Origin of the sequence: Bradyrhizobium sp. 604_D8_N2_3, from assembly GCF_051810765.1 — a bacterium.
Lineage (GTDB): Bacteria > Pseudomonadota > Alphaproteobacteria > Rhizobiales > Xanthobacteraceae > Bradyrhizobium > Bradyrhizobium barranii.
The window spans coordinates 4728885-4754222 of the sequence record NZ_JBPWPM010000001.1; the positions used below are offsets into that span (position 1 = coordinate 4728885).

The following is a 25338-nucleotide window of genomic DNA, read 5'->3' on the forward strand; positions in this document are numbered from 1 at the left end:
GAGAATGGAGGCTGTCATGAGACACGCAATCGCAGGCGCCATCGCCATGACACTGATGACAGCGAGCGCGCATGCGCAGAGTCTGTCGCCGGATGAGGTTGCCGCGCGCACTATCCAGCGTCGCGCAGTCGAGGCGATGATCTGGGGCATGCCGGCGGTGAATGCCGATCTCATGCTCCAGACCATGCTTGGGACGACCAAGGCAAAGCCGAACGAGATCATCTACTGGTCGAAGCCGGTGAACTGGAAGAACCAGACGCTGACGCCCAATCCGGATTCGATCTATCTGATGTCGTTCTGGAACGTGAAGGACGGCCCGGTCGTGATCGACATTCCGCCGGCGCAAGGCGGCTCGATCGCGGGCAACATCGTCACGGCGTGGCAGATGCCGCTGGAGGACGCAGGTCCCGAAGGCGCCGACAAGGGGCAGGGCGGCAAATATTTGATCCTGCCGCCCGGTTACAAGGGCGACGCGCCCGCGGGCTACATCTCGCTTCAGTCGGACACGTTCAGCGGCTTCGCGCTGCTGCGCTCCAATCTCGCAAGCCACGGCGATGCCGACGTGGCGAAGTCGGTCTCCTACGGCAAGTTGGTCAAGGTCTACCCACTCGCGCAGGCGAAGGATCCGCCTCAGACCAATTTCACCGACGCCTACGACGTGCTGTTCGACTCCACGATTCCCTACGATGCGAGCTTCTATCGCAGCCTCGACCGCGTGGTGCAGAACGAGCCGTGGCTCGATCGCGATCGCGCCATGATCGACCAGCTCGCGAGCATTGGCATCGAGAAGGGCAAGGCCTTCAATCCGGATCAGAAGACCGTTGCGCTGCTCGATCAGGCGGCCCGCGAAGCCCACGCGATACTCGAACAGCGCTACGACGCCGGCTTCGCCGTGATCAATCCAGGCATCCGCTGGTTCCCGGCTGCCGTCGCAGAGATGGTCAAGGCGGCGAGCACGGGATACGCCGATCCGAACACCTATCCGGTCGAGATGCGCGGAGTCACCTATACGCTCGGCTTCACCGGCATCAAGAGACTGGGCACCGCACAGTTCTACCTGATGGCCAACAAGGACCGCGACGGTCAGCCATTTGACGGCGCGGCCACCTATCGCCTGACGGTGCCGCCCAACGCGCCGGTCAAGCAATACTGGTCCGCAACCGTCTACGACCGCGAGACGCACGCGCTGGTGCGCAACATGCCGAGCGCAAGCCGGGCTTCGATCAGCCCGGGCATCCAGAAGAATGCCGACGGTTCGGTCGATGTCTATTTCGGTCCGAAGGCGCCGGAGGGCAAGGAAGCCAATTGGGTGCCGACCGATCCGGCGCGGAAGTTCGAGTTGCTATTCCGCCTCTACGGGCCCGAGCAGCCGCTGTTCGACCACAGCTGGAAACTGCCCGATGCCGAGCGTGTCGCCGCCACGATCGGGGGCGCCAAGAAGTAGTGCAATTGGACGAGCGTGACGCGTTTGGGTGGAAGACGTGACGAGAATAGGGAGACGCGACGTGACGGGACACATTCGCAAAGCCGGGCTCGGGACTGCATTGGCGCTGGCGAGCTTTACCGCTCAGCCCGCGCTTGCCGCTGCCGGCGGCGTGAGCTTCTGGCTTCCGGGCATCTTCGGCAGCTTGGCCGCCGTTCCCGTAACGCCTGGATGGGCCTACTCGACGATCTACCTTCACCTCAACGAAAAGGCCGGAGGAGGGCAGAACTTCGTCACCAGCGGCGGCATACCCGGCTCGGTGACCGCCGGCCTCAACGCACATGCCGACGCGCTCGTCATGGGCATCACCTACACCTCGCCGATGCCGGTGCTGGGTGGCCAAGCCGGCTTCACCGTGCTCACCGCGCCCGGCAACATTGGCGCCGGCATCGATGCGACGCTGACCGGTCCGCGCGGCAATACGATCTCGGGCGGCGCCACCGACAACCGCACGACGCTGACCGACGTGTTCTACCAGGGCACGCTGAAATGGAATCAGGGCGTCCACAACGAGCTGGTCTACATCACCGGCAACATCCCGAGCGGCACCTATGATTCCAGCCGGCTCGCCAATCTGAGTTTTGGCTTCCCCGCCATCGACGTCGGTGCCGGCTACACCTATCTCGATCCGAAGACCGGACACGAATTCTCGATCGTCGGCGGCCTCACCTATAGTTTCATGAACGGGGCCCTCCAGTATCAGAACGGCATGGATTTTCATGTCGACTGGGCTGCCTCGCAGTTCGTCAGCAAGAACGTTCACATCGGCATCGCCGGCTATTTCTTCCAGCAGATCACCGACGATAGCGGTCCCGGCGCCAAGCTCGGTGGCTTCCGCGGCCAGGCGGTCGGCATCGGTCCGCAGATCGGCTTCATGATCCCGATGTCCGACGGCTACCAGGGCTATCTCAATGTCCGAGGCTACAAGGACCTTGAGACAGAGAACCGGCCGAACAGCTGGTCGACCTGGGTTACTTTCTCGGTCTCGCCGGCAGCGCCCGCGCCGGCGGCGACGAAGCCCATCGTTCGAAAGTACTGATGGAGGCGTTCAGGCAGCTCCGATGACCGGAGAGAAAACCAGCAAACGCGTATTTCGCATTGGCTACCAGACATCGATCATCACGGTGTTCGTGGGCGTGGTGCTGCTTGTGGGCCTGACGCTGGTCTATCTCAGCTTCGAACGCGTGACCGCCATCACCAGGACGGCCGCCTCTGGCTTCATCGAGAAGGTGGCGCAGCTTGGCGCCGATCACATCGACGAGCAGTTCAAGAATGTCCGCGACAATCTCGACATCCTGTCCGGCCTGCCGCCGATTCAGGAGGCCGACATCGCGGACAATACGCGGCTCTACAGCCTGATGGCGGCGATGCTGCGCAACAACCCGCAGCTCTTCAATCTCTATGTCGGCTACGAGGACGGCTCGTTCATCGAGATGGACGTGATCGATCGGGCCCAGCCGTCGTTCCGGAAGGGTTTGAATGTCGATGAGGATGCTGCCTTCCGCCTGGTCGTGATCTCGCGCACGGCGGGGGCCGCGCCTGTCACTCAATATCTCTCCGAAAACCTCATTCAGGTTGCCGAGGTCGCCGGACCCGCGAGCTACGACCCGCGGCAGCGGCCCTGGTATGTCGAGGCGTTCAAGAACGACAAGACGCTGTTGACCGGTCCTTACGTCTTCTACGCCACGGGCGAGCCGGGCTACACGCTGCGGACGCCGTTGAGGGAAGGGCGCCGCGGCGTCATTGCGGGTGATTTGCTGCTGAACCGGTTCGAGGACATGCTGGCGGAGCAGAAGCTCGGCCAATCAGGGCTGGCGTTCCTGTTCAACGATGCCGGGCGCATCGTCGGCCATCCCGAGATGAACCGCCTGATGTCGGAGATTCCTGAGCGGCAGGACGACCTGCCACAGATCGGCGCGCTCCGGCTGCCCGCGCTCGTGCCGGTCATCCACTCCTGGCGGGACGGCGGGGCGGCCCAGCAGTTCTTTGCCGACGCGTCGGGCCGAACCTATGTTGCGGCGGTCCACAGGCTCGAGACGGCCGGCTCGGCCAATATCCGGATGGCGATGGTCGCGCCGCTCGACGAGTTCTATGCGCAGATCATCGACGAGCGCCGCACGCTGTTCGCGTTGGCGCTGGCCTTTGTCGGAGCCACGCTGCCATTCGCGTTCTGGCTCGGATCGCTGATGGCGCAGCCGCTGCGCAAGCTCGCCGACGAGACCGACGCGATCCAGCGGTTCGAGATTACCGAGCGGCCGCGCGTCCATTCCGTCATCGCCGAGATCGAGGAGCTTGGCCGCTCGGTGTTCACCATGCGCAGCGTGGTCCGCAGCTTTGCGAGCTTCATCCCGCGCCAGATCGTGCGGCAGCTGATCGAGACCGGCTCTTCGCTCAGCCTCGGCGGCTCCAGGCGTGAGGTCACGGTGCTGTTCACCGACGTCGCCGACTTTACCGCCAAGACGGAGCGCGCCGACCCGTCGCAGGTGATGATCCACACCTCGCGCTATTTCGCGGTACTGTCGGACGAGATCATGCGGCACCAGGGCACGATCGACAAATATATCGGCGACGCCGTGATGGCATTCTGGAACGCGCCGGCCGACGATCCCGACCACACCGTCAATGCCTGCCGTGCCATCCTGGCATGCCTTGCGGCCAACGAAGCGCTCAACAAGGAGTTTCGCCGTGAGGGCTGGCCGCCCTACGACACCCGCTTTGGCCTGCATGTCGGCGATGCCGTGGTCGGCAACATCGGCTCGAGCGACCGGATGAACTACACCGCGCTGGGCGCCACCATCAACCTGGCGTCGCGGCTGGAGGGACTGAACAAGAATTACGGCACGCGCGTGCTGGTCAGCGCGGCGGTCCGCGCCAGCGTCGGCGATCGGTTCCTGTTCCGCAGCGTCGACAGCATCACGCCGAAGGGATTTGCCGACGCGATCGAAGTCAGTGAGCTCCGCGGCGAGCTGGCGCACGCCGATGAAGCCGAGGTTGCGATGTGTCGACGCTGGGATGAAGTCTTTGCGGCGATCGCGCAGGACGGCGCGGCCGAGACGACGCGGGTCCGGCTGTCGGCCTTCCTGCACGACTATCCCAAGGATAGCGTCGCGCTATTTCATGCCCAGCGATTTCGGTCCGCGGCCCGGAATGCGGGAGCGGCGGCATGAACATCTTCGGTGTCAATCGCCGGCAGTTGCTGCGGCACGGCGCGGCGCTGGCGGCCGCGTCAATGCACGCGGCGCCAGCCATTGCGCAGGCGCGCAGCAGAATTCGGCTCGGTTATCTCCACGTTGTCGCCGTGGACGGACACATCTGGACCGGGCTCGATCGCGGCTCGTTCGACCGCGAGGGGATCGATTTCGAATTGCACGAGTTCAACACCGGACCTGAGGTCTTCGAGGCGATGGCGCGGGGTGAGCTCGACGTCCTCTCGGCCGGCGGCGTCATCTCCAACTATCTGGCGCTCGGCCGCGGCCGGGGCTTTCTCATCAACGACATTGAGGTCGCGACCGCGCAGCTCTGGGTCCGGCCGACGCTCGGCGTCAAGGGGATGGCAGATCTCAGGGGCAAGCGGATCGCGACGACGATGAAGACCACGGCGCACATTTTTCTCGATCGCGCGCTGCGGGCCAACAACGTCAATCCGTCCGAGGTCGAGATCGTCAACGGCAGCATGGCCGCCGCCGTCAAGGCGTTCATTGCCGGCGAGGTGCCGGCCATTGCGCTCTGGGTGCCGTTCAACATTGCCGTCCGCGAGGCGTTGCCGGATGCGGTCAAGCTGGTGGACGCCTCCGCCTTCTACCCGCAATCCGCTGTGCTCGGCGGCTGGGCCGCGCGGATGGATTTTTATGCGGGGAACAGGGAGGTGCTGGCCCGGATCGTCCGCGCCTGGGCGGATGCGAACGACCACATGGTGCGCAACCCGGCGGCCGCAGCGGAGGCGCTCCAGACACACTATGGGCAGTCGCGTCGCGCCGACATCGCGGAAGCCTTCAAGGCCCAGAAGCTCTATTCCTCGCGCGAATGGAAGCGACTCTATTCCGACGGGACCGTCGTGAAATGGCTCCAGCAGGTCAGCGACTTCTTCATGACGGATGCCGGCGTCACCGCACCCGTGCGGGCCGCAGACTATTTCGACACGCAGCTCTACCTTGCAACCGTCGCCTGAACTTGCAGGGGGCACAGGCTCGCACGGACACTCCCTTCGGGCCATGCATCGGCCTGCCCAGCGTCCAGATCATATTTCAATGTGTTTTCAATATCCTGCGCCCGCATTCTAATGCAGCCGCGGCACCACTTCAGGTGATATCCGCCCCAGCGCAGAATCGCACTCAAGCAGTTGTGTGTGTCGGGCGCGGTCGCGTCATGAGGGCGACGCCAATTCGACCCAATTCAAATCGAGCTTGGCAGGCGCCGGATCCTTACGGAGGTGATTCCAATGCCAGACGTCCTCGACCGTTCCGAAATGGCCCCCTCGATTCTGCCGGCGGACGTTCCCGAGCTCAGCGATGATGAATGCCTGGCCTGCCTCGCACGCGCCGTCGAGGCGCACGATTCGGCCCGGCTCGACGAAGTCGCCGCATTGATCGGCCGCCTCGCAGTCACGATCGAATAGCTCATCGATCACCTTGACGCCTCGGGTTGCGCAGCCTGGTCCGCCGGGCCAACGGACATGTTGCGTTTTCGCGGAGCCTGTTCCAAAGATGCCGCCAAATTTCGTCCGCGGCATCGTCCGCATTGCAGGGTCCGCAAATGTCCGGTTTCTCGACCGCGCGCCTAAAAATGGTCGATGGCCAGGTGCGCACCAATGACGTCACCGATCGCCGTATTCTCGACGCGATGCTCACAGTTCCGCGCGAGGCGTTCGTGCCGGTTGCCAGGCAGGCATTGGCCTATCTCGACCTCGATCTCGACGTGAGCGAAGGCGGGGCCAAGCGGTTCCTGATCAAGCCGCAGCTGACCGGCAAGCTGCTCCAGGCCGCCGAAATCGGAGAGGGGGACAACGTGCTGGTGGTCGGCTGCGCCACGGGCTACCTCGCCGCGCTGACGGCTACGCTCGCCCGTCAGGTCACCGCGACGGAATGTGATTCGGCCCTGGCCGCGAAGGCCAAGGATGCTTGCGCCACCCTCGCCAACGTCACGTGCAAGGCCGCAGCCTGCGCAGAAGGGGATCCCTCTGCCGCTCCCTATGACGTCATTATCCTCAACGGCGCCTTCGAGGTGACGCCTGAGGCGCTGCTCGGGCAGCTCAAGGAGGGCGGGCGCCTCGTGGGGGTGTCGGCCCAATCCACGCCCCCCCGGGCCATGATCGTGACCCATACCCACGGTGAATTCGGCCATCGGGCGCTGTTCGATGCCGCAGCTCCGGTCCTTCCCGGGTTGGAACGGGCCGCCGCTTTCGTCTTCTGAAGTCCCGATTGAGGGCTTTGGCCCGTTAAAATCCCGTTCTGAATCAGAAGTGTGGCCCGGATGCTGCACGTGAAGAGTTTCCACCGGGAACTACCTTCAGGTGGTTCCGTTGCGCCAATTGGCGGCCTATGTTGCTGAGGGGCAACGACTCCACTCGGTAGACGGTATCCTAGCTCGCGGGCACGAGCGGGGCGTTAGAATGAACGGAATTTAAGGGATGCATGGGGTGAAGCTCTTCACCGGAGCTGCGGTTTCGGTCCTGCTGCTGGCGCTTGCCGGGCCGACGCCTGCCTTGGCGGACACGATCGAGGCCGCCTTGGTGCGGGCCTATCAGAACAATCCGCAGCTCAACGCACAGCGCGCCCAGGTGCGCTCGACCGACGAGAACGTGCCTCAGGCGTTGTCGGGCTATCGCCCCAGGGTCGCGCTGACGGCGAACGGCGGCTATCAATATCAGGATACGTTGAGTTCGCCGGGGCCGGGTAACACACCAATCAACGGGCCCAGCGTGCCGCGCAGCGTGGGTGTGACCGTCACGCAGACGCTCTATAACGGCAACATCACCGGCAACAGGACGCGCGCCGCCGAGAGCCAGGTTTCCGGCTCCCGCGAAGCGCTGCGCAGCCTGGATCAGAGCGTGCTGCTTCAGGGCGCTTCGATCTACATGGACTATCTGCGCGATGCGGCTACGCTCGAAGTCCAGCGCAGCAACGTGCGCGTGCTCGAGCAGACGCTGAAGCAGACGCGTGATCGCTTCAACGTCGGCGAAGTGACGCGCACCGACGTTGCGCAATCGGAAGCGCAGCTGGCGGCTGGCAAGACGCAGGCCCTCACTGCCGAAGCAAATCTCACCACGACGCGCGCGAACTTCCGCCGCATCATCGGCAACGAGCCGACGAACCTCGCGCCCGGTTCGCCGGTCGATCGTTTCCTCCCCGCAAGCCTCGCCGGGGCAGTCGAGCTCGGCCTGATCGAACATCCCAACGTCACGGCCGCGATGTTCGGCATCGACGTCAACTTTCTGCAGGTCAAGGTCGCCGAAGGCGCGCTGCTGCCGACGATCGCGTTGCAGGTGGGGGCCACGCAGGGGAACGAACAGTCCTTGATTCAATACAGGTCGTTCAACGCGTCCGCCATCGCGCAGGCCAATTGGCAGCTCTACGATGGCGGCAATTCATATTCGCTGATCCGCCAGTCCAAGGAAAACCTGGCGCAGCAGCGTCTCAACCTCGAAACCACCCGCGATCAGACCCGCGCGACGGTCGTGCAGTGGTGGGGTTCGCTGCAGGCCGGCAAGGCCCAGGTGCAGTCCGCGCAGGCGCAGGTCACGGCGTCCGAGATCGCGCTGAACGGCGTGCGCGAAGAAGCCAAGGCTGGTCAGCGTACCACCCTCGACGTGCTCAACGCGCAGCAGGCGCTGGTCAACGCGCGCGTCGCGCTGGTGACCGCACAGCACGACCGCGTGGTCGCGTCCTATCAGGTTCTGGCCGCCATCGGCCGTCTGTCGCCGCAGGTCCTCGGCCTTGCGACCACGGTTTATGATGCGAGCGTTCACTACCATCAGGTCCGCGACAGCTGGGCCGGCGTGCGCACGCCTGACGGACGCTAAGGTCCGTAGTCATCCGGTCGGCCTCGCAAACAGCCGAGGCCGACTGGTGCTTTGCTTGCAATCATCAAAATCCCTGACATAGCCTTGCCAAGAAGATGCGGGTCGATTCGCCCGGCACCTGATGTCGTGTGCGTAAAGGCTTGAGTGCCGAGGGCAGGGGCGCACCTCCGCACGTTGAGCCGTGAACTGGGGACAAGTCGGGCTGCCGCGACGAAAATGTCGGGGCGTCCGTTGCGGAACCGGCCAATCCTGTCGTGCTTGGTGTAAAACAACGCATGCGAGGGCGTTGATGATGTGGAGTCGGAGATGACGCAGCCTGCAAAGGTCACAGAACCCTCGATGGAGGAGATTCTGGCCTCGATCCGGCGCATCATTGCCGACGATGAGGCCAAGCCGCCGCCGGCAGAAGCCGCCAAGCCCGCGCCCGCTGCAGCTGCGCCGAAGCCGTCAGCCATGAACGACATTCCGCCATCCAGGGTCGCTCCCGCAAAACCTGCCGCCGAGAAGCCCGCGCCGCCGCCGGCTGTGAAGCCGGCTCCAGCGCCGCCGCCCGCGCCTGCGGCCGATGCATCCAATAACCAGGACGATATTGATGCTCTGCTGGCGGGGCTGGACGCGGCTACGCCTGCGCCCGAGGTCCGTGCGCCTGAGCCAGAGCCCGAACCTGAACCCGACGTGCTCGAATTGACCGACGAGATGGCGGTGGATCCGGAGCCGACGCCGCCTCCGCCGCCGCCGAGCTTCCGCAAGGTCGAGCCGCGCGACGATCTGGAATTCGCCGAATCGCCGCTGCCGCGCTCGACACCGTCCTATCCGTCGGTGGACTACGATGCGCCGCCGCTGCCGCCCCAACAGCCGATCCTGGCGCAATCGACGGTCTCGGCGGTCGAATCCGCCTTCAACTCCCTGGCCCACACGGTGCTCAGCAGCAATGCGCGGACGCTGGAAGATCTGGTCAAGGAGATGCTGCGTCCGATGCTGAAATCCTGGCTCGACGACAACCTGCCGGGCCTCGTTGAACGCATCGTGAAGGCCGAAATCGAGCGGGTCTCGCGCGGCGGCAGGTGAGGGCGGCTCCCGAGCCCTCATAAAGCCCCTCTTATGCGCCTGTTTGGCCTGCCGACCGGCCGGAAAGCCGTTTTGCCGCCGGGCTTTCCGTTGATCCTCTCCCGGACCTTTTCGTTGACTTGCCCCCCGCGCGCGGCTTTCTAGCAGCCCATGATCGAGAAAAATTACCAGCCCGCCGATATCGAAGCCCGCATGTCCGTCGTGTGGGAGGACAGCCGTGCCTTCAGGGCCGGCCGCCCCGACCGCCGCGACGCAGTGCCCTTTACCATCGTGATCCCGCCGCCGAACGTGACGGGCTCGCTGCATATGGGCCACGCCCTCAACAACACCCTCCAGGACATCCTGTGCCGGTTCGAGCGCATGCGCGGCCGCGACGTGCTGTGGCAGCCGGGCACCGACCATGCCGGTATCGCCACCCAGATGGTGGTCGAGCGGCAGCTGATGGAGCGCCAGCAGCCCAGCCGCCGCGAGATGGGCCGCGAGAAGTTTCTGGAGCGGGTCTGGCAGTGGAAGGCCGAGAGCGGCGACACCATCATCAACCAGCTCAAGCGCCTCGGCGCCTCCTGCGACTGGTCGCGCGAACGCTTCACCATGGACGAGGGCCTGTCGAAGGCCGTCATCAAGGTGTTCGTCGAGCTGCATCGCGACGGCCTGATCTACAAGGACAAGCGGCTGGTGAACTGGGACACCAAGCTGCTGACCGCGATCTCCGACCTCGAAGTGCAGCAGACCGAGGTCAAGGGCAGCCTGTGGTATCTGCGCTATCCGATCGAGGGCAAGACGTTCAGCCCCGAGGATCCCTCGAGCTTCATCGTCGTCGCCACCACGCGGCCCGAGACCATGCTCGGCGACACCGGCGTTGCCGTGCATCCCGATGACGAGCGCTATCAGAAGCTGGTCGGCAAGAACGTGATCCTGCCGCTGGTCGGTCGCAAGATTAAGATCGTCGCCGACGAATATTCCGATCCGGACAAGGGCTCGGGCGCGGTGAAGGTGACGCCGGCGCACGACTTCAACGATTTCGAGGTCGGCAATCGCCACGGCCTGGGCCGGATCAGCGTCATCGACAAGGAAGGTTGCCTCGACCTCGTCGACAATGAGGATTACCTGCGCCACCTGCCGGAAGGCGCTTCGCAGTTCGCCGAGGAGTTCAACAAGGTCGACCGCTTCGCGGCGCGCAAGCGCATCGTCGAGCGACTGGAATCCTTCGGCTTCGTCGAGCGGATCGAACCGCACACCCACATGGTGCCGCACGGCGACCGCTCGAACAGCGTGATCGAGCCCTATCTGACCGACCAGTGGTACGTCGACGCCAAGACGCTGGCAAAGCCCGCGATCGCGGCGGTGCGTTCGGGCGAAACGACGTTCGTGCCGAAGAACTGGGAAAAGACCTATTTCGAGTGGATGGAGAACATCCAGCCCTGGTGCATCTCGCGCCAGCTGTGGTGGGGTCATCAGATCCCGGCCTGGTACGGCCCTGACGGCAAGGTATTCGTCGCCGAGACCGAGGAGGAGGCCGTCAGCCACGCGCTCGGCTATTACGTCGAGCAGGAGGTCATCACGGCCGAGCAGGGCCGCGAGATGGCGCTCGACCGCAATAAGCGCGAAGGCTTCATCACGCGTGACGAGGACGTGCTCGACACCTGGTTCTCCTCGGCTCTGTGGCCGTTCTCGACGCTCGGCTGGCCCGAGGACGCGCCGGAAGTGCAGCGCTATTACCCGACCAACGCGCTGGTGACCGGCTTCGACATCATCTTCTTCTGGGTCGCCCGGATGATGATGATGGGCCTGCACTTCATGAAGGAAGTGCCGTTCTCGACGATCTACATCCACGCCCTCGTCCGCGACGAGAAGGGCGCCAAGATGTCGAAGTCGAAGGGCAACGTCATCGACCCCCTCAACCTGATCGACGAATACGGCGCCGACGCGTTGCGCTTCACGCTGGCCGCCATGGCGGCGCAGGGACGCGACATCAAGCTCGCCACCAGCCGCGTCGAGGGTTACCGGAATTTCGCGACGAAGCTCTGGAATGCGTCGCGCTTCGCGGAGATGAACCACTGCGCCGTGCCCGAAGGTTTCGAGCCGGCGAAGGCCAAGGAGACGCTGAACCGCTGGATCGCGCATGAGAGCGCGCACACCACGCGCGAGGTGACCGAGGCAATCGAAGCCTATCGCTTCAACGACGCGGCAGGCGCCATCTATCGCTTCGTCTGGAACGTCTATTGCGACTGGTATGTCGAGCTCGCAAAGCCCGTGCTGCTCGGTCCGGATAGCCCCGCGAAGGACGAAACCCGCGCCATGGTCGCCTGGGCGCGCGACGAGATCCTGAAGCTGCTGCACCCCTTCATGCCCTTCATCACCGAAGAGCTGTGGGAGGTGACGGCCAAGCGCGACGGCCTGCTGGCGCTGGCGCAATGGCCGCTGAAGCCGTCCGAGCCGACGCCGGAGCAACTCGCGATGCTTGCTGCGGCTGCCGGGCCGACCGATCCGCTGATCTCGCCGGTCCTGATCATGCCGATCTTCGACCATGCCGACTTCACCGATCCCAAGGCGGAAGCCGAGATCGGCTGGGTGATCGATCTGGTCACGCAGATCCGCTCGGTGCGCGCCGAGATGAACATCCCGCCGGCGACGCTGACGGCGCTGGTGCTCGCGGGCGCCTCGACCGAGACGAAGGAACGCGCGCCGCGCTGGACCGACGTCATCAAGCGCATGGCACGGCTGTCCGACATCTCCTTCGCCGACCGCGCACCTGATGGTGCGGTCCAGCTCCTCGTGCGCGGCGAGGTGGCCGCGTTGCCGCTGAAGGGCGTGATCGACGTCGCCGCCGAGCGCACGCGCCTCGACAAGGAGATCGGCAAGGCCGACGCCGACATCAAGCGCGCCGAGTCCAAGCTGGCGAACGAGAAGTTCGTCGCCAACGCGGCCGAAGAGGTCGTCGATGAGGAGCGCGAAAAGCGCGAGGCAGCACTGGCCCGCAAGGCCAAGCTGCTGGAGGCGCTGGAGCGGCTGAAGCAGGCGTCGTAGAGCGTCTTCGAGCGAAGTGGAAACCGGTTCGCGTCAAGAAAACGCGTCAAAACTAGAATCTAGAGCCCGTTCCATCGGAACGGGTTCTAGGCCTATTTCGGAAACGGCTTGCTCAAAAACTTCGAGCCCTTGACGCCATAGCGCCAGGGCAGCTCGACGGCCTTGGTGATGCCGATCCGGATGCCGGCCACCACCTCGACCTCCTCTGTCCGTGCATGCAGCGCGATCGGCGGCCGGTCCAACGGCAGGGCGTTGTGCGCGATGGTGATGCCGAGCGCCTCGGTCAGCTTGCCGGGGCCCGAGCACAGCGCGTGCACCTCCTGGAGATGGCGGCGGCGGCGCATCGCGGCGATGCCATGCGTCGGCTCCAGTGCGCGGATCAGCACGGCGCTGGCGGAGCCTTCCTCCTCGCAGACGAAGTTCACGCACCAGTGAATGCCGTAGGAGCGGTAGACATAGGCAAAGCCGGGCGGGCCAAACATGATTTGGTTCCGCGGCGTCGGGCCATTGTAGGAGTGCGCCGCCGGCTCGGTATGATGATAGGCCTCGACCTCGACGATGGGGCCGCCGACGCCATTGACCAGCATGGTGGCCCCGATCAAATCGGGCGCGACCTCGTGGACGCTGCGGCCGAAAAAGGCACGCTTCAGGGCTTTGCCGAGCCGCGGTGGTGAGGCTTTCGAGGTTGGAGCCATTCGAGGTGAGAATCGCCTGAGAACAGAGCAGGATATTGCCCATATCTGCCATGTTCCCTGAAGCGGCGCGAGCCGGGTTGCGGCAGGCAGCCAGACCGACTAGGTAGGACCTGAACAGACCGGACAGCCCATGGTCGTTATTGTCGACACCATCTCGAACCCGTTGCGCCCCCGCCACCCTGAAAAGGTGAATCGCCCTGATTCCGCTTCGCCGCCGAAGCCGGACTGGATTCGCGTGCGCGCCCCCAATACCCGCGGCTATGCCGACACCCGCAACATCGTGCGCGCCAACGGCCTGCATACCGTGTGCGAGGAGGCGGGCTGCCCGAACATCGGCGAGTGCTGGGACAAGAAGCACGCGACCTTCATGATCATGGGGGACACCTGCACCCGGGCCTGCGCGTTCTGTAACGTCAAGACCGGCATGCCCAATGCGCTGGATGCGGCCGAGCCGCAGAACGTCGCCGAAGCCGTCGCCAAGCTGGGGCTGGCCCACGTCGTCATCACCTCCGTCGACCGCGACGATCTGGTCGATGGCGGCGCCGAGCATTTTGCAGAGACCATCCGTGCGATCCGGGCCGCGTGCCCCTCGACCACGATCGAGATCCTGACGCCCGACTTCCTGCGCAAGGAGGGCGCGCTGGAGGTCGTCGTCGCGGCGAGGCCCGACGTGTTCAACCACAATCTCGAGACCGTGCCGTCGCGTTACCTCACGGTGCGGCCCGGCGCGCGCTACTTCCACTCGATCCGGCTGTTGCAGCGGGTCAAGGAGCTCGATCCCACCATCTTCACCAAGTCCGGCATCATGGTCGGCCTCGGCGAGGAGCGCCACGAGGTGCAGCAGGTGATGGACGATCTGCGCTCCGCCGACGTCGACTTCCTGACCATCGGGCAATATCTCCAGCCGACCCGGAAGCACCACGCCGTGATGCGCTATGTGCCGCCCGACGAGTTTTCGTCCTACGAGAAGGTCGCCTACACCAAGGGTTTCCTGATGGTGTCGGCGAGCCCGCTCACCCGTTCGTCGCATCATGCCGGCGAGGACTTTGCGAGACTGAAGGCCGCACGGGCCGCGACTGCCCGCTGAACCGCCATGCCCAAATTTTCAAGCAAGCGCCGTGTCCATCACAGCGCGTCCGAGATGTTTGATCTGGTCGCCGACGTCGAGCGCTACCCGGAGTTCGTGCCGCTGTGCAGCGCGCTCAAGATCCGCCAGCGGATGGCCAAACCCGACGGCACCGAGGTGCTGGTCGCCGACATGACGGTGTCGTTCAAGCTGGTCAAGGAGTCCTTCACCAGCCGCGTGACTCTCGACCGCGCCAATCTGAATATCCGGGTCGAATATCTGCAAGGCCCGTTCAGCAACCTCGAGAACCGCTGGACGTTCGAGCCCAAGGGTGAGGGCGTCTGCGACGTCGGATTCTTCCTGGCCTACGAGTTCAAGAGCCGGATGCTGGCGATGCTGATGGGCTCGATGTTCGATGCCGCGTTCGCGCGCTTCTCCATCGCATTCGAGAAGCGGGCGGATGCGATCTACGGCCGGCCGAAGCTGGCGTCGTCGTAAGGCGTACTCTCTCCGCCGTCATTGCGAGGAGCCCTTGCGACGAACCAATCCAGGGTCTTGCCGCGGAGGGATTCTGGATTGCTTCGCTGCGCTCGCAATGACAGTGAGGCTCAATCCACCGCCTTCACCACATCCGGCGGCTGCGAGGCGTAATAGGCCGCGGCCCCCTCGATCTCCTGCGGCGTCATCGCGCGCGCGATGTTGCGCATCTGCTGGCTGATGTCATTGCGCCGCTCGCCGGACGCGAACGCCTGGAGCTGCGCCTTCATATAAGTTTCGGACTGGCCTTCGAGCCACGGACTTCCGGTCTTGTTGTCGAGGCTGCCATGGCAGGAGCCGCAGGGCGCGATTCCGCGCATCGGCGCGCCGTAGATGACGATGCTCGGTTTCGGCAGCTGCGGCGTCGGGTGATAGGCTGCCGGCCGCGGCAGATAGGCGTAATAGTTCGAGAGATCGGCGATCTCCTGGTCCGTCAGATTAACGGCGAATGGCGACATCACGGCATTGGTGCGCGCGCCGGATCGGAAATCGTGCAGCTCCTTGTAGATGACGGCCGCGTACTGGCCGGCGAGATTGGGCGAATCCGCGCGGCTGATGCCGGTCGGGCCGTGGCAGATGGCGCAGCGCTGCGCCAGCGTCGCGCCGCGGCCGATGGCTTCCTGGCTCGGACGCGACAGCGTATGCGAGGTCAGCACGACCTCCGACAGGCGTTTTGTCTGTTCGGGCGCAGTAACGTTCGCCGCACGCTGCGGCACGCCGGCGGCGCTGCAGATCGCATCCCAAACATTGGCGAACTGAACCCAGGGCTGCGCGAAAGGCAGCACGATGAAGCCGGTGATCGCCGTCACGATCAGGATCGCGGCGGTGATACCGACGCCAATCCTGAAATGGCTGTTGCGGAAGGTGAAGAGGTCGCGCGCGCTCATCACTGCGCTCCCACATAGACGGCCGGCACCGACGTGCCCTCGGTCAGCGCCAGCGTCACGATCGGGTAGCCGTAATTGGTGAGGGTGAGGACGATCATCAGCGCCACCCACAGCGCGTGCGTGTTGAGCGCGACCGGCACGGTCGCGGGCTGATGCACGGCCAGCGCAAAGCGGTAGGGGCCGGCGTCAACCCGAGGCGCACGCATGCCACGTGCCAGGATGACGATGAACATGATGCCCGACGCCAGCAGGATGAAGCCGCCGATCGCGGAGAATGTGACCGAGAGCGCCTGAGGCGCGATCGCGGGATCGCCGAAGTCGAAATAGGCCATGCGGCGCGGCATGCCCAGGATGCCGACCCAGTGCCACGGGAAGGTCGTGATGATCATGCCGATGAACCACAGCCAGAGCTGGGTGCGGATCAGGCGGATATCGATGAGTTCGCGCCCGGTCAGATGCGGCCACAGATCATAGGCGATCGCAAAGTACATGATCACGATGGCGCCGCCGAAGATCAGGTGGAAATGGCCGGTGATCCATTGCGTGTTGTGGATCGACGCATCGAGCTGATAGCTCATGTTGATGAGGCCGCCGGCGCCGCCGAAGCCGAGCATGACGAACGAGAACGCCAGCGCCAGCATCATCGGATTGTCCCAGGGCAGCGCCTTGATCCAGCCGAATAGCCCGCGGCCGCCGCGCAGGCGCGCGGCGATCTCGACGGAGGCGCAGATCGTGAACACGGTCAGAAGCGTCGGCAGCGCGACCAGCGCCGTGAAGGCCGAATGGATGAACTTGAAGCCGGCGCCGACCTGCGGATCGGCGAAGGTGTGGTGCATGCCGATCGGCATCGCCACCACCAGGAACAGGATGAAGGAGATCCGCGCCATGCTGTCGGAATAGACCCGGCCACCGATCGCGCGCGGCACGATGGTGTAATAGGCGATGTAGGTCGGCATCAGCCAGAAATAGACGATGGCGTGCAGCGTCCACGAGAAGAACACGCGGGCAAGACCCGCGTCGATCGTGGCCTTCAGGCCGGCCGCGACGGGAATGATCTGGAGCAACAGCTCGAGGGCGGCGCCGACCGCGGTCCAGGCCCACAGATAGGAGCCCGCGACATTGGCGAACATCGCCAGCGGCACCGGTGCGCCGGGATGGGCCTTCCGCCAGACGCGCAGATTGATCGCCATCAACGCGACCCAGATCCAGGAGCCGACCACCACGAGCACGACGCCGAGGTAATAGAATACGTTGCCGATCAATGGCGGATAGAACGTGTAGAGGACCGAGGCGCGGCCGAGCGCGACCGGGACCATCGCCATGACGCTGCCGATCACGATCAGCCAAAATCCGGTCCAGGCCCAGCGCACGCCGACCAGGCGCTGCTCCAGCGCGGACTCGCTGATGGCATAGCCAAAGCCCATCGCGACGAGCGTGGGAAAGACGTAGCCCATCACCGTGCCGTGCGCGGTGAGCGAGCGGTAATAGAGCTCGGGATTGGACAGCCAGGTGCCGATCGGGCTGCGGATGAACATCTGCCAAGCGCCGAGTGTCAGCGCAAAGCCGAACACGGCAAAGGCCAGCCAGAAATGGGCGAGGATGAGCTTCCTATTGACCAACACAGCTCAGCCTCCCGCCACCCTTCGCACGATTGGCGAAGTCGGCCTTGTCGATCACCTTGACCTTGCCCCACATGCCCTCATGGCCGAAGGAGCAGAACTCCTGGCAGGGCATCAGATAGTCGCCAGTCTTCGTAAAGCGCATCAATTGCTCGGAGATGTAGCCCGGCACCAGCATGGTGTTGATGTTGGTGCCCTGGATCAGGATGCCGTGGACGACGTCGGCGCTGGTGGCGCGCATCGTGATCGGCGTATCCACGGGCACCACGATGCAGGCCGGCGTGAAGGAATATTGCTGGCCGATCGCGCGCACGGTCACATTGCCATTGGCCTCCAGCACGCTGCCGAGATTGCTCTCGACGAATTCGCCAGACAGATGAATGCGCGAGGGATCGGTGGTCTCGACGCGCGGCTGCGGCATGGTGGCGCGATGGATGCCGGCGAAGGCTGCCAGAAGCGCCATGCCGACGACGATTATCACGGCAATGGTCGCCCAGCGCCGCTCGACGCGGGCCGCGACCTCGGCGCTGCCATGGGTGTGGGTGTCCCCTGCGCTCATTGCAGCGATCCGCGCGGCAGGAAGACGAAGAGATAGAAGGCAAACCACATCGCGACCACGCAGGCCGTGGCGATGCCGGCCAGCACGATCGCGCCGGACGGTCCTTGCGAGACGACTTCCTCGACGGCCTGGTCGGCGGCGGCTGGGCTGGTCGGCGGATCGGAATTGAACATGACGCCTCTCAGTTCAGCGGTGCGGAGCGCAGCTCGTTGGCCTCGCGCGCCGAGACCGGCGTGCCGCGATTGCCCCAGGCGGTGCGGATGTAGGAGACGACGGCGGCGACCTCGTTGTCGGAGAGGAGGCCTGCGAAGGGCGGCATGCCGTAGGGCATCGGATTGCCCTTGGTGCCCGGCGGATAGCCGCCATTGAGCACCATGCGGATCGGGTTGACCGCCGACTGCATCTCGATCGACTGGTTGTTGGCGAGCGGCGGCCAATGCGGCGGCTTGCCTTCGCCCTGCGCCCCATGACAGCTCGCACAGTTCTTGTCGTAGACGGTCTTGCCGAGGCTGATCAGCAGGCTGCTCTCGGTGGTCGGCAGGGCCGAACTCGGCGCCGGCGGAGGCGAGGGCTCCGCGATGCCCTTGAGGTACACCGCCATGGCGCGCGTGTCCTCGTCGTTGAGGTATTGCAGGCTGTTGTGCACGACCTCGGCCATCGGGCCGTAGACCACGCCGCGCATGGAGACGCCGGTCTGGAGCAGATCGGTGATGTCCTTGATGCTCCAGTCGCCGAGACCCGCCTCACGGTTGGAGGTGAGGGACGGCGCGTACCAGTTCTGCATCGGAATCAGACCGCCCTTGAAGGCGTCCGATTGCGAGGTGCCGCCGAGCGCGTTGATCGGCGAATGGCACATGCCGCAATGGCCGAGCCCCTCGACCAGATAGGCGCCGCGATTCCATTCCGCCGACTTGGTGGGGTCGGGCTTGAACTCACCCTCGCGGAAGAACAGCGTGCGCCAGCCGAGGATGAGCTGGCGGTTGTCATAGGGAAAGCGCAGCTCGTGCGGCTTGTTCTTCTGGTTCACCGGCTGAATCGAGCGCAGATAGGCGAAGATCGCGTCGCTGTCGGCACGGGTAACCTTGGTATAGGACGCGAACGGCATCGCCGGATAGATCAGCCCACCATCCGGGAAACGGCCGTTGTGCATGGTTCTGTAGAAATCGTCCGCGCTCCACTTGCCGATGCCGGTCTCCGGATCGGGCGTGATGTTGGAGGTGTAGATCGTTCCGAACGGGGTCGGCATCGGGCGCCCGCCGGCAAACAGCCGGCCCTCAGCCGCAGTATGGCAGGCCGTGCAATCGCCGGCGCGGGCGAGATATTCACCCCGCGCAATGACGTCGCCGGCCTTGTCCTGCGCTTGCGCGGCCGTGATGAGCGCGGCAAGGGCCAGGAGCTTGATCGATAGCTGCGTGATCGACAGTCTTGAGCCCATCATGCGCCTCGTCAGTTGGGCTGGCTGCCGCAGCCGAACGGCAGCGCGTAGGTGCCTTTCGGGACGGGGGCCGGGTTGGTGGGCGCCGGCCGCGTCGCGAGCCAGGCCGCGACGGCGGTAACATCTGCTTCTGTCAGATGGCCGGCGACGAGCTGCATGCAGTCCGGCGATTTTGCCGTTCGCGTGCCGTAGCGCCAGGCGCCGAGCTGCGCACTGACGTAAGCGGCGCGCAAGCCCAGCAGACCGGGGATGCCGGGCTGCATGCCCGTGAGGCCCGGGCCGTGACAGCTCACGCACGCCGGTATGTTACGACCGGCATCGCCGCTGGTCGCGAGCAGCTCGCCCTGCGCCAGCACTTCCTTGCTGACTTCGCTCGGCGCGGGCTGCGGCAGCGGCGGATGCTCGCTGGCGAAATATTCGGCCATCGCCTCCAGATACGGATCAGGCAGAAACTCCAGCAGATAGTTCATCGGCGGGTATTTGCGCCGGCCGCTGCGGAAGGCGAGGAGCTGGTTGTAGAGATAGCCGGCCGGCTTGCCGGCAAGCCGCGGGAAATAGACGTCGCTGGTGCCTTCGCCCTTGTTGCCGTGACAGGGCGTGCACGCCTCCACCCGCGCCGCCATCGTATCCGGCGGCTGGTTGGCCGTTTGTGCGGCAGTACCATCAATGGCGGCCAAGGTAGCAATGGCGATTGCCAGTGCAGTGTCGCGAGCGAACACGCCGTCGCCCTCCAGAAAGCAGGACCGGGTTGATTCCTGGCCACAGCGTAGAGCCGCATTATTGCGCCAATACAGTCGCGCGCAAGATCGGACATGGCGATGACGCTTGGTCGCGGTTGCACATTTGCGATCCTGATCGAATTCGACAAGAATTGCGTGCTTTTTGAAAACTGGCGTAACGCCGCGATCTCGCGGCGTATTCCGCCCGAGCTTTGCTTCACAAGCGGGAAGCGCGGCAATGTGGAATCCGTTCGCGCGCGCGCGGATGTTCTGCCGCTTGGGCCGGGCAGACAATCTTTCATAAAAGTGCATCTTCCCGTCGGGCGACAAGTGCAGTTTGTGCCAAAACGCAGCGCGCTGACGCAACACCCCTTGCCGGAAACGGCGCGCCACGAGGTCTGCCCTTCGCGAAGGGTTCGACTACAATCCGAGTCGGGCGCGGGCGCCTTATCGCGGGATCGGGGAGATGGGACGCTGGAAGCAGGCATGGAGCGAAGAAGACCTTGGCAGGCTGAAGGTACTGGCAGGCACCAAGCCGATTGCGCTGATAGCGAAAGAGCTCGGCCGGACCCGCGGCACGGTGCTGGCGAAGGCGATTGAGCAGAAGCTCCCTGTCATTTGTCGGACGAAGCGCCAGGAACAATAATTGGATGTCGCGGAACCCATTCGGCTTCCTTGCGCCGAACGCACATGCCGGGAACGCGCGCTTGGCCGCGCTCAATTGACAGCATGGGACAGGCCGGCAGCTGGCTGACCAGATCCTGAAGAAGTTGCGTGAAAATCCTCGCGGCGACGAGCGGGCCGCGCCATCGGTCAATGTGTCGAAGGTGGTCGCCGCCGATCCCGCAGCGCCCGTCGTGGAATTGACGGTGAGCGCGAAGGTGGCGCCGTCCGACGCCGATGCGGTCAAGCAGCGCGTGCTCGACCACGCGAGCGCGCTGCTGGCGGCGGCATGAAGTGTCTCTAGCCGCGCGGTGACCGCGGCGTCCTGCGCTTCACCGCATGCCGGCGCGGCGAGCGGGTCACGCGAGGCCGCAGGCGGGTTGCCGCGGCGGCGCGCCGGGGCTTGGGCTGGGCCTTCGGGCCGCGGGCGAGATCCATCAGCATGCGCAATGCCTCGACCACCGAGCGCTGGCGCACGGCGGTCCGGCCGATCGCGCCAAAGCGATGCTCGCGATGGACGATGCGGCCGTCGCGCGCGGCAACCGCAAAATGCACGAGGCCGACCGGCTTGCCGGGCGTGGCGCCGCCGGGGCCGGCGATACCGGTGATGGCAACGGCGAGATCGACGCCGGCCCGCTCCAGCGCGCCGACCGCCATCGCGGTTGCGGTCTCCTTGCTGACGGCGCCGAAATTCGCGAGCGTGCTCGCCTCGACCCCTAGCATCGCGCGCTTGGCGTCATTGGAATAAGTGACGAAGCCGCGGTCGATCACGTCGGAGGAGCCGGGAATGTCGGTCAGCGCGCCGGCAACCAGGCCGCCGGTGCAGGACTCGGCGGTGGCAATCGTCAGCTTGCGCATCCGGCACAGATCGAGCAGCGAGCGGGAGAGGGCGCGTGCGTCGCTGCCGCCCATGACCTAGACGCTCCAGGGCAGGCGGATGGTGGCGCTCGCGGTGGCCGCGATGCCCTCCTCGCGGCCGGTGAAGCCGAGCCGCTCGCTGGTGGTCGCCTTCACCGCGACGCGCGAGATGTCGACCCCGGAGATCTCGGCGATGCGGGCGCGCATGGTGTCGCGCAAGGGGCCGATCTTCGGCCGCTCGCAGATCATCGTCACCTCGAGGTTGGCGACGCGGCCGCCACGCTGCGCAACGCGCTCGATGGCGTATTTCAGAAACTGGTCGGAGGAAGCCCCCTTCCATTTCGCATCGCTCGGCGGAAAGTGCGAGCCGATATCGCCGTCGGCGAGTGCGCCGAGGATGGCGTCGACCAGCGCATGCAGGCCGACATCGCCGTCGGAATGGGCGAGGAAGCCTTTGGTGTGCGGGACCCGCACGCCACAGATCATCACGTGGTCGCCTTCGCCGAAGGCGTGCACGTCATAGCCGGTGCCGGTCCTGATGTCGCCGAGCAGGCTGGCCAGGCGCGCTTCCTCGCGCACGAAATCCTCGGGAGTGGTAAGCTTCATATTGGCAACATCGCCTTCAAAGGTTGCGACCGTCAATCCCGCCCATTCGGCAATCGCGGCATCGTCGGTGAAATCGCTGCGCCCGTCCTTTGCCGCGCGACGATGCGCCTCGAGGATGACGTCGAAACGAAAGGATTGCGGCGTCTGCGCGATTCGCAAGGCTGAGCGGTCTGGCGTGTCCTCGACATTGCCGCTCTCGCCGGTGACCTTGATGGTGTCGGTGACGGCAACGACGGGGAGCGCAGCGCCGGTGCGGCTGGCCGCCTCGATTGCGCGCGAAATCACGCCTGCCGAGACGAAGGGGCGCGCGGCGTCGTGGATGAGCACGATATCGGGCTTATGCTTGGCGAGTGCTTCGAGCCCTGCGAGCACGGAGGCCTGCCGCGTCGCGCCGCCATTGGTCGGCGGCTCGTGGCTGAGACCTGCGACCGCTACCGTGAACATGGCGCTGTCGTCGGGGTTCACCACCGGCTGCACGGCGAACACGTCGGGGTGGCGGCTGAAGGCTTCCATGGCGCGATAGATCACGGGAACGCCGCCGATCTCGCGATATTGCTTGGGACCACCGGCGCCAGCCCGCAGGCCGCGTCCGGCCGCGACGAGGACGACTGCGGTGCGCTGTGATTTCGCCATAGGACTCAAATACTCAGTTGGTGATGAAGAGAGTCGGGGGAGTGGGGTGATTGCCGCATGCCTCTAGCACGGCAGGCCCGCAAAAAAAGGGGTTTCCCCGGATTGTGGGAAACAGCATTTTGCTGCACTGCACTTGAAAGATTTGCAGAACTGTCTAAACTGTAGGCATGACGCTTGACTGCACAAGAATTGTGCGCAAGATAGGTCATGGCAGGCGCGATGAGGCCCTGCCTACGCAACGAGACCCCTGTGACCGGCTCGGCAGTATCAGGCTCTAAGCCGTTGAAAATTGGCGATATCGAGGTCGCCACCCCGGTCTTCCTGGCGCCGATGTCGGGGGTCACCGACTCGCCCGTTCGCCGGCTTGCCGCCGAGCTCGGGGCCGGTTTGGTCGTGTCCGAAATGACCGCCAGCGATGAGCTCGCGAATGGCCACAAGATGTCTCGGTTGCGCTGCGAAGCGACCGGGATCGGCCCTCATGTGGTCCAGCTCGCCGGCTGCGAGGCGCATTGGATGGCCGAGGGGGCCCGGATCGCGGAAGCCGGAGGCGCCGACATCATCGACATCAACATGGGCTGTCCGGCCCGGCACGTCACCGGCGGCCAGTCCGGCTCCGCCCTGATGCGCGATCTCGACCATGCCGTCAGCCTGATCGATGCAACGATCGCGGCGGTGAAGGTGCCGGTGACCCTGAAGATGCGGCTCGGCTGGGACGATCACACCCGCAACGCGCCGGAATTGGCGCGGCGCGCGGAAGCCACCGGCATCAAGCTCGTCACCGTGCACGGCCGCACCCGCTGCCAGTTCTACAAGGGCGAGGCCGATTGGGATGCGATCCGCGCGGTGCGCGAAGCGATCTCCATTCCGCTCGTCGTCAATGGCGACATCACCACTTACGAGAAGGCGCTCGCGGCGTTGGAGGCCTCCGGCGCCGATGCCGTGATGATCGGCCGTGGCGCGCAGGGGCAGCCCTGGTTGCCCGGCGAGATCGGCCGGCGCCTGAAGGGCGGGGCGGTCGAAGCCGCGCCGTCGCTCGATACGCAGCTGCATTATGTCCGCACGCTCTATGAGGGCGTCTGCGCGCTCTACGGCCTGCGCATCGGCCTCCGGCACGCGCGAAAACATCTCGGCTGGGCGCTCGACGTCGCGGCCGATGTGAGCCGTGCACCGGCCGAGAAGCTGAAAGCCTGGCGCCAGAAGATCCTCACCTCCGAGGATCCGCGCCTCGTCCACCAGTCGCTGCAAGATGCCTTCGACGATTTCGCATGGAGCGCTGCTGCATGAGTTCAGCTGCTGACCATCGCCGGCCGCTTCCGTCCGAGAGCGATGCGATCCTGGATGCGCTGCCCAATCCCGTGCTCATGATCGGGCCGGACGGCAAGATCGTCGCCGCCAACATCGCGACCGAAGCCTTCTTCGACATCTCGACGCAGTTCCTGAAACGGCAGTCGCTGAAAGAGCTGGTGCCGTTCGGGAGCCCCTTGCTGGCGCTGATCGACCAGGTTCGTTCGTCGAACTCGCCGGTCAACGAATACAAGGTCGATCTGGGCACGCCGCGCATGGGCGGCGACCGCCAGGTGGATCTGCATGTCGCCCCGCTGACGGAACGGCCCGGCCATATCGTGGTGATGCTCCAGGAGCGCTCCATCGCCGACAAGATGGACCGCCAGCTCACCCATCGCAGCGCCGCGCGCTCGGTGATCGCGCTGGCCGCCATGCTGGCGCATGAGATCAAGAATCCGCTCTCCGGCATCCGCGGCGCGGCGCAGCTGCTGGAGCAGCAGGCCTCGTCCGAGGACCGCATGCTGACGCGGCTGATCTGCGACGAGGCCGACCGCATCGTGACGCTGGTCGACCGCATGGAGGTGTTCGGCGACGAACGTCCCGTGGTGCGCGGTCCCGTCAACATCCATTCCGTGCTCGATCACGTGAAGCGACTGGCGCAGTCGGGCTTTGCCCGCAACATCCGCTTCATCGAGGATTATGATCCCTCGCTGCCGCCGGTCCTGGCGAACCAGGATCAGCTCGTCCAGGTGTTCCTCAACCTCGTGAAGAACGCCGCCGAAGCGCTGATCGACGTCCCCGACGCCGAGATCCAGCTCACCACCGCGTTCCGTCCCGGCGTGCGCCTGTCAGTCCCCGGTCAAAAATCCCGTGTATCGCTGCCGCTCGAGTTCTGCGTGAAGGACAACGGACCAGGCGTGCCGGACGATCTTCTGCCCAACCTGTTCGATCCCTTCGTGACCACCAAGCAGACCGGCTCGGGTCTTGGCCTGGCGCTGGTCGCAAAGATCATCGGAGATCACGGGGGCATCATCGAATGCGAGTCTCAGCCGCGCAAGACCACCTTCCGCGTGCTGATGCCGATGTATTCCACATCGGTCAAACATGCCGATCAAAGCAGCCGCGACGGCTCTGCCGGGAAGTCGTCGTCTGCGTCACAGGGGGCGAAATGAGGATTAACG

Annotated in this window: 24 protein-coding genes; 15 read left to right on the forward strand and 9 right to left on the reverse strand. The window is 65.0% G+C overall.

Translation table 11 applies throughout. The features are described from left to right. Positions 1–16 precede the first annotated feature (16 nt). From AB7245_RS22455 to AB7245_RS22495, 9 genes are all read left to right on the forward strand, one after another. Complete coding sequence (locus AB7245_RS22455; RefSeq protein ID WP_439034966.1) at positions 17–1444, forward strand: DUF1254 domain-containing protein; 1428 nt, start codon at positions 17–19, stop codon at positions 1442–1444. A 61-nt stretch (positions 1445–1505) separates the two neighbouring features. After that, positions 1506–2522 (forward strand): SphA family protein, encoded by a 1017-nt coding sequence (locus tag AB7245_RS22460; RefSeq protein WP_439034967.1) that lies wholly within the window; start codon positions 1506–1508, stop codon positions 2520–2522. Positions 2523–2544: 22 nt separating this feature from the next. After that, positions 2545–4650 (forward strand): cache domain-containing protein, encoded by a 2106-nt coding sequence (locus tag AB7245_RS22465; protein WP_439034968.1) that lies wholly within the window; start codon positions 2545–2547, stop codon positions 4648–4650. Beyond that, positions 4647–5651: an ABC transporter substrate-binding protein gene (locus AB7245_RS22470; RefSeq protein ID WP_439034969.1), complete on the forward strand. Its 1005-nt coding sequence runs from the start codon at positions 4647–4649 to the stop codon at positions 5649–5651. Before AB7245_RS22465 ends, AB7245_RS22470 begins: the two co-directional genes overlap by 4 nt. A 270-nt stretch (positions 5652–5921) precedes the next feature. Further along, positions 5922–6098, forward strand: a complete 177-nt coding sequence (locus tag AB7245_RS22475; RefSeq protein WP_094183926.1) for a hypothetical protein — start codon at positions 5922–5924, stop codon at positions 6096–6098. A 137-nt stretch (positions 6099–6235) separates the two neighbouring features. Beyond that, positions 6236–6892, forward strand: coding sequence for a protein-L-isoaspartate O-methyltransferase family protein (locus tag AB7245_RS22480; protein ID WP_439034970.1), 657 nt, complete (start codon positions 6236–6238; stop codon positions 6890–6892). A 217-nt stretch (positions 6893–7109) separates the two neighbouring features. Further along, complete coding sequence (locus AB7245_RS22485) at positions 7110–8501, forward strand: TolC family outer membrane protein (RefSeq protein ID WP_208071439.1); 1392 nt, start codon at positions 7110–7112, stop codon at positions 8499–8501. 306 nt (positions 8502–8807) lie between these two features. Further along, a complete protein-coding gene (locus AB7245_RS22490; protein ID WP_439034971.1) occupies positions 8808–9569 on the forward strand; it encodes a PopZ family protein in 762 nt (253 codons plus the stop codon). A 150-nt stretch (positions 9570–9719) separates the two neighbouring features. Continuing rightward, on the forward strand, positions 9720–12596 hold the full coding sequence (locus tag AB7245_RS22495; RefSeq protein WP_439034972.1) for a valine--tRNA ligase: 2877 nt from the start codon (positions 9720–9722) through the stop codon (positions 12594–12596). Positions 12597–12688: 92 nt separating this feature from the next. Here AB7245_RS22495 and AB7245_RS22500 read toward each other — a convergent pair whose 3' ends face one another. Beyond that, on the reverse strand, positions 12689–13291 hold the full coding sequence (locus tag AB7245_RS22500; RefSeq protein ID WP_439034973.1) for a DNA-3-methyladenine glycosylase: 603 nt from the start codon (positions 13289–13291) through the stop codon (positions 12689–12691). Between the two features lie 130 nt (positions 13292–13421). On the opposite strand from AB7245_RS22500, the gene lipA reads away from it, so the two are divergent. Then, positions 13422–14378, forward strand: a complete 957-nt coding sequence (lipA, locus tag AB7245_RS22505) for a lipoyl synthase (RefSeq protein WP_354118267.1) — start codon at positions 13422–13424, stop codon at positions 14376–14378. Positions 14379–14384: 6 nt separating this feature from the next. Next, positions 14385–14855, forward strand: a complete 471-nt coding sequence (locus tag AB7245_RS22510) for a type II toxin-antitoxin system RatA family toxin (protein ID WP_071914058.1) — start codon at positions 14385–14387, stop codon at positions 14853–14855. Between the two features lie 110 nt (positions 14856–14965). Here the strand turns inward: AB7245_RS22510 and AB7245_RS22515 are convergent, their stop codons facing one another. Genes AB7245_RS22515 through AB7245_RS22540 form a run of 6 tightly spaced genes read right to left on the reverse strand, consistent with a single transcriptional unit; the run spans position 14966 to position 20113 of the window. After that, positions 14966–15781, reverse strand: coding sequence for a c-type cytochrome (locus tag AB7245_RS22515; protein ID WP_439034974.1), 816 nt, complete (start codon positions 15779–15781; stop codon positions 14966–14968). Next, positions 15781–17403: a b(o/a)3-type cytochrome-c oxidase subunit 1 gene (locus tag AB7245_RS22520; protein ID WP_439034975.1), complete on the reverse strand. Its 1623-nt coding sequence runs from the start codon at positions 17401–17403 to the stop codon at positions 15781–15783. The genes AB7245_RS22515 and AB7245_RS22520 overlap by 1 nt, the downstream gene beginning before the upstream one ends. Continuing rightward, positions 17390–17959, reverse strand: coding sequence for a cytochrome C oxidase subunit II (locus AB7245_RS22525; protein ID WP_208086771.1), 570 nt, complete (start codon positions 17957–17959; stop codon positions 17390–17392). Before AB7245_RS22525 ends, AB7245_RS22520 begins: the two co-directional genes overlap by 14 nt. Further along, complete coding sequence (locus AB7245_RS22530; protein ID WP_166341619.1) at positions 17956–18132, reverse strand: hypothetical protein; 177 nt, start codon at positions 18130–18132, stop codon at positions 17956–17958. The genes AB7245_RS22525 and AB7245_RS22530 overlap by 4 nt, the downstream gene beginning before the upstream one ends. An 8-nt stretch (positions 18133–18140) precedes the next feature. Next, positions 18141–19397, reverse strand: a complete 1257-nt coding sequence (locus tag AB7245_RS22535; RefSeq protein WP_439034976.1) for a cytochrome c — start codon at positions 19395–19397, stop codon at positions 18141–18143. An 8-nt stretch (positions 19398–19405) separates the two neighbouring features. Next, complete coding sequence (locus AB7245_RS22540) at positions 19406–20113, reverse strand: c-type cytochrome (RefSeq protein ID WP_063986378.1); 708 nt, start codon at positions 20111–20113, stop codon at positions 19406–19408. A gap of 466 nt (positions 20114–20579) precedes the next feature. On the opposite strand from AB7245_RS22540, the gene AB7245_RS22545 reads away from it, so the two are divergent. Continuing rightward, complete coding sequence (locus AB7245_RS22545) at positions 20580–20759, forward strand: hypothetical protein (protein WP_071914051.1); 180 nt, start codon at positions 20580–20582, stop codon at positions 20757–20759. A gap of 124 nt (positions 20760–20883) precedes the next feature. Beyond that, on the forward strand, positions 20884–21069 hold the full coding sequence (locus AB7245_RS22550) for a hypothetical protein (protein WP_354079896.1): 186 nt from the start codon (positions 20884–20886) through the stop codon (positions 21067–21069). Between the two features lie 7 nt (positions 21070–21076). Here the strand turns inward: AB7245_RS22550 and AB7245_RS22555 are convergent, their stop codons facing one another. Then, positions 21077–21688, reverse strand: coding sequence for a CinA family protein (locus AB7245_RS22555; protein ID WP_028161429.1), 612 nt, complete (start codon positions 21686–21688; stop codon positions 21077–21079). A gap of 3 nt (positions 21689–21691) precedes the next feature. Continuing rightward, positions 21692–22873, reverse strand: a complete 1182-nt coding sequence (locus tag AB7245_RS22560) for a bifunctional 2-C-methyl-D-erythritol 4-phosphate cytidylyltransferase/2-C-methyl-D-erythritol 2,4-cyclodiphosphate synthase (protein ID WP_439034977.1) — start codon at positions 22871–22873, stop codon at positions 21692–21694. 282 nt (positions 22874–23155) lie between these two features. Between AB7245_RS22560 and dusB the strand changes: the two genes are divergently transcribed. Further along, a complete protein-coding gene (dusB, locus tag AB7245_RS22565) occupies positions 23156–24157 on the forward strand; it encodes a tRNA dihydrouridine synthase DusB (RefSeq protein ID WP_439035756.1) in 1002 nt (333 codons plus the stop codon). After that, entirely contained in the window at positions 24154–25329 is a 1176-nt protein-coding gene (locus AB7245_RS22570) for a two-component system sensor histidine kinase NtrB (RefSeq protein WP_014495336.1), read from the forward strand. Before dusB ends, AB7245_RS22570 begins: the two co-directional genes overlap by 4 nt. Positions 25330–25338 lie beyond the last annotated feature (9 nt).

Bases quoted from the DNA above. Each gene is read 5' to 3' on its own strand.
- AB7245_RS22455 (WP_439034966.1), top strand. From the start codon at position 17: ATGAGACACGCAATCGCAGGCGCCATCGCCATGACACTGATGACAGCG.
- AB7245_RS22465 (WP_439034968.1), top strand. From the start codon at position 2,545: ATGACCGGAGAGAAAACCAGCAAACGCGTATTTCGCATTGGCTACCAG.
- AB7245_RS22470 (WP_439034969.1), top strand. From the start codon at position 4,647: ATGAACATCTTCGGTGTCAATCGCCGGCAGTTGCTGCGGCACGGCGCG.
- AB7245_RS22475 (WP_094183926.1), top strand. From the start codon at position 5,922: ATGCCAGACGTCCTCGACCGTTCCGAAATGGCCCCCTCGATTCTGCCG.
- AB7245_RS22480 (WP_439034970.1), top strand. From the start codon at position 6,236: ATGTCCGGTTTCTCGACCGCGCGCCTAAAAATGGTCGATGGCCAGGTG.
- AB7245_RS22485 (WP_208071439.1), top strand. From the start codon at position 7,110: ATGCATGGGGTGAAGCTCTTCACCGGAGCTGCGGTTTCGGTCCTGCTG.
- AB7245_RS22490 (WP_439034971.1), top strand. From the start codon at position 8,808: ATGACGCAGCCTGCAAAGGTCACAGAACCCTCGATGGAGGAGATTCTG.
- AB7245_RS22495 (WP_439034972.1), top strand. From the start codon at position 9,720: ATGATCGAGAAAAATTACCAGCCCGCCGATATCGAAGCCCGCATGTCC.
- AB7245_RS22500 (WP_439034973.1), bottom strand. From the start codon at position 13,291: ATGGCTCCAACCTCGAAAGCCTCACCACCGCGGCTCGGCAAAGCCCTG.
- lipA (WP_354118267.1), top strand. From the start codon at position 13,422: ATGGTCGTTATTGTCGACACCATCTCGAACCCGTTGCGCCCCCGCCAC.
- AB7245_RS22510 (WP_071914058.1), top strand. From the start codon at position 14,385: ATGCCCAAATTTTCAAGCAAGCGCCGTGTCCATCACAGCGCGTCCGAG.
- AB7245_RS22515 (WP_439034974.1), bottom strand. From the start codon at position 15,781: ATGAGCGCGCGCGACCTCTTCACCTTCCGCAACAGCCATTTCAGGATT.
- AB7245_RS22525 (WP_208086771.1), bottom strand. From the start codon at position 17,959: ATGAGCGCAGGGGACACCCACACCCATGGCAGCGCCGAGGTCGCGGCC.
- AB7245_RS22530 (WP_166341619.1), bottom strand. From the start codon at position 18,132: ATGTTCAATTCCGATCCGCCGACCAGCCCAGCCGCCGCCGACCAGGCC.
- AB7245_RS22535 (WP_439034976.1), bottom strand. From the start codon at position 19,397: ATGATGGGCTCAAGACTGTCGATCACGCAGCTATCGATCAAGCTCCTG.
- AB7245_RS22545 (WP_071914051.1), top strand. From the start codon at position 20,580: ATGGGACGCTGGAAGCAGGCATGGAGCGAAGAAGACCTTGGCAGGCTG.
- AB7245_RS22555 (WP_028161429.1), bottom strand. From the start codon at position 21,688: ATGGGCGGCAGCGACGCACGCGCCCTCTCCCGCTCGCTGCTCGATCTG.
- AB7245_RS22560 (WP_439034977.1), bottom strand. From the start codon at position 22,873: ATGGCGAAATCACAGCGCACCGCAGTCGTCCTCGTCGCGGCCGGACGC.
- AB7245_RS22570 (WP_014495336.1), top strand. From the start codon at position 24,154: ATGAGTTCAGCTGCTGACCATCGCCGGCCGCTTCCGTCCGAGAGCGAT.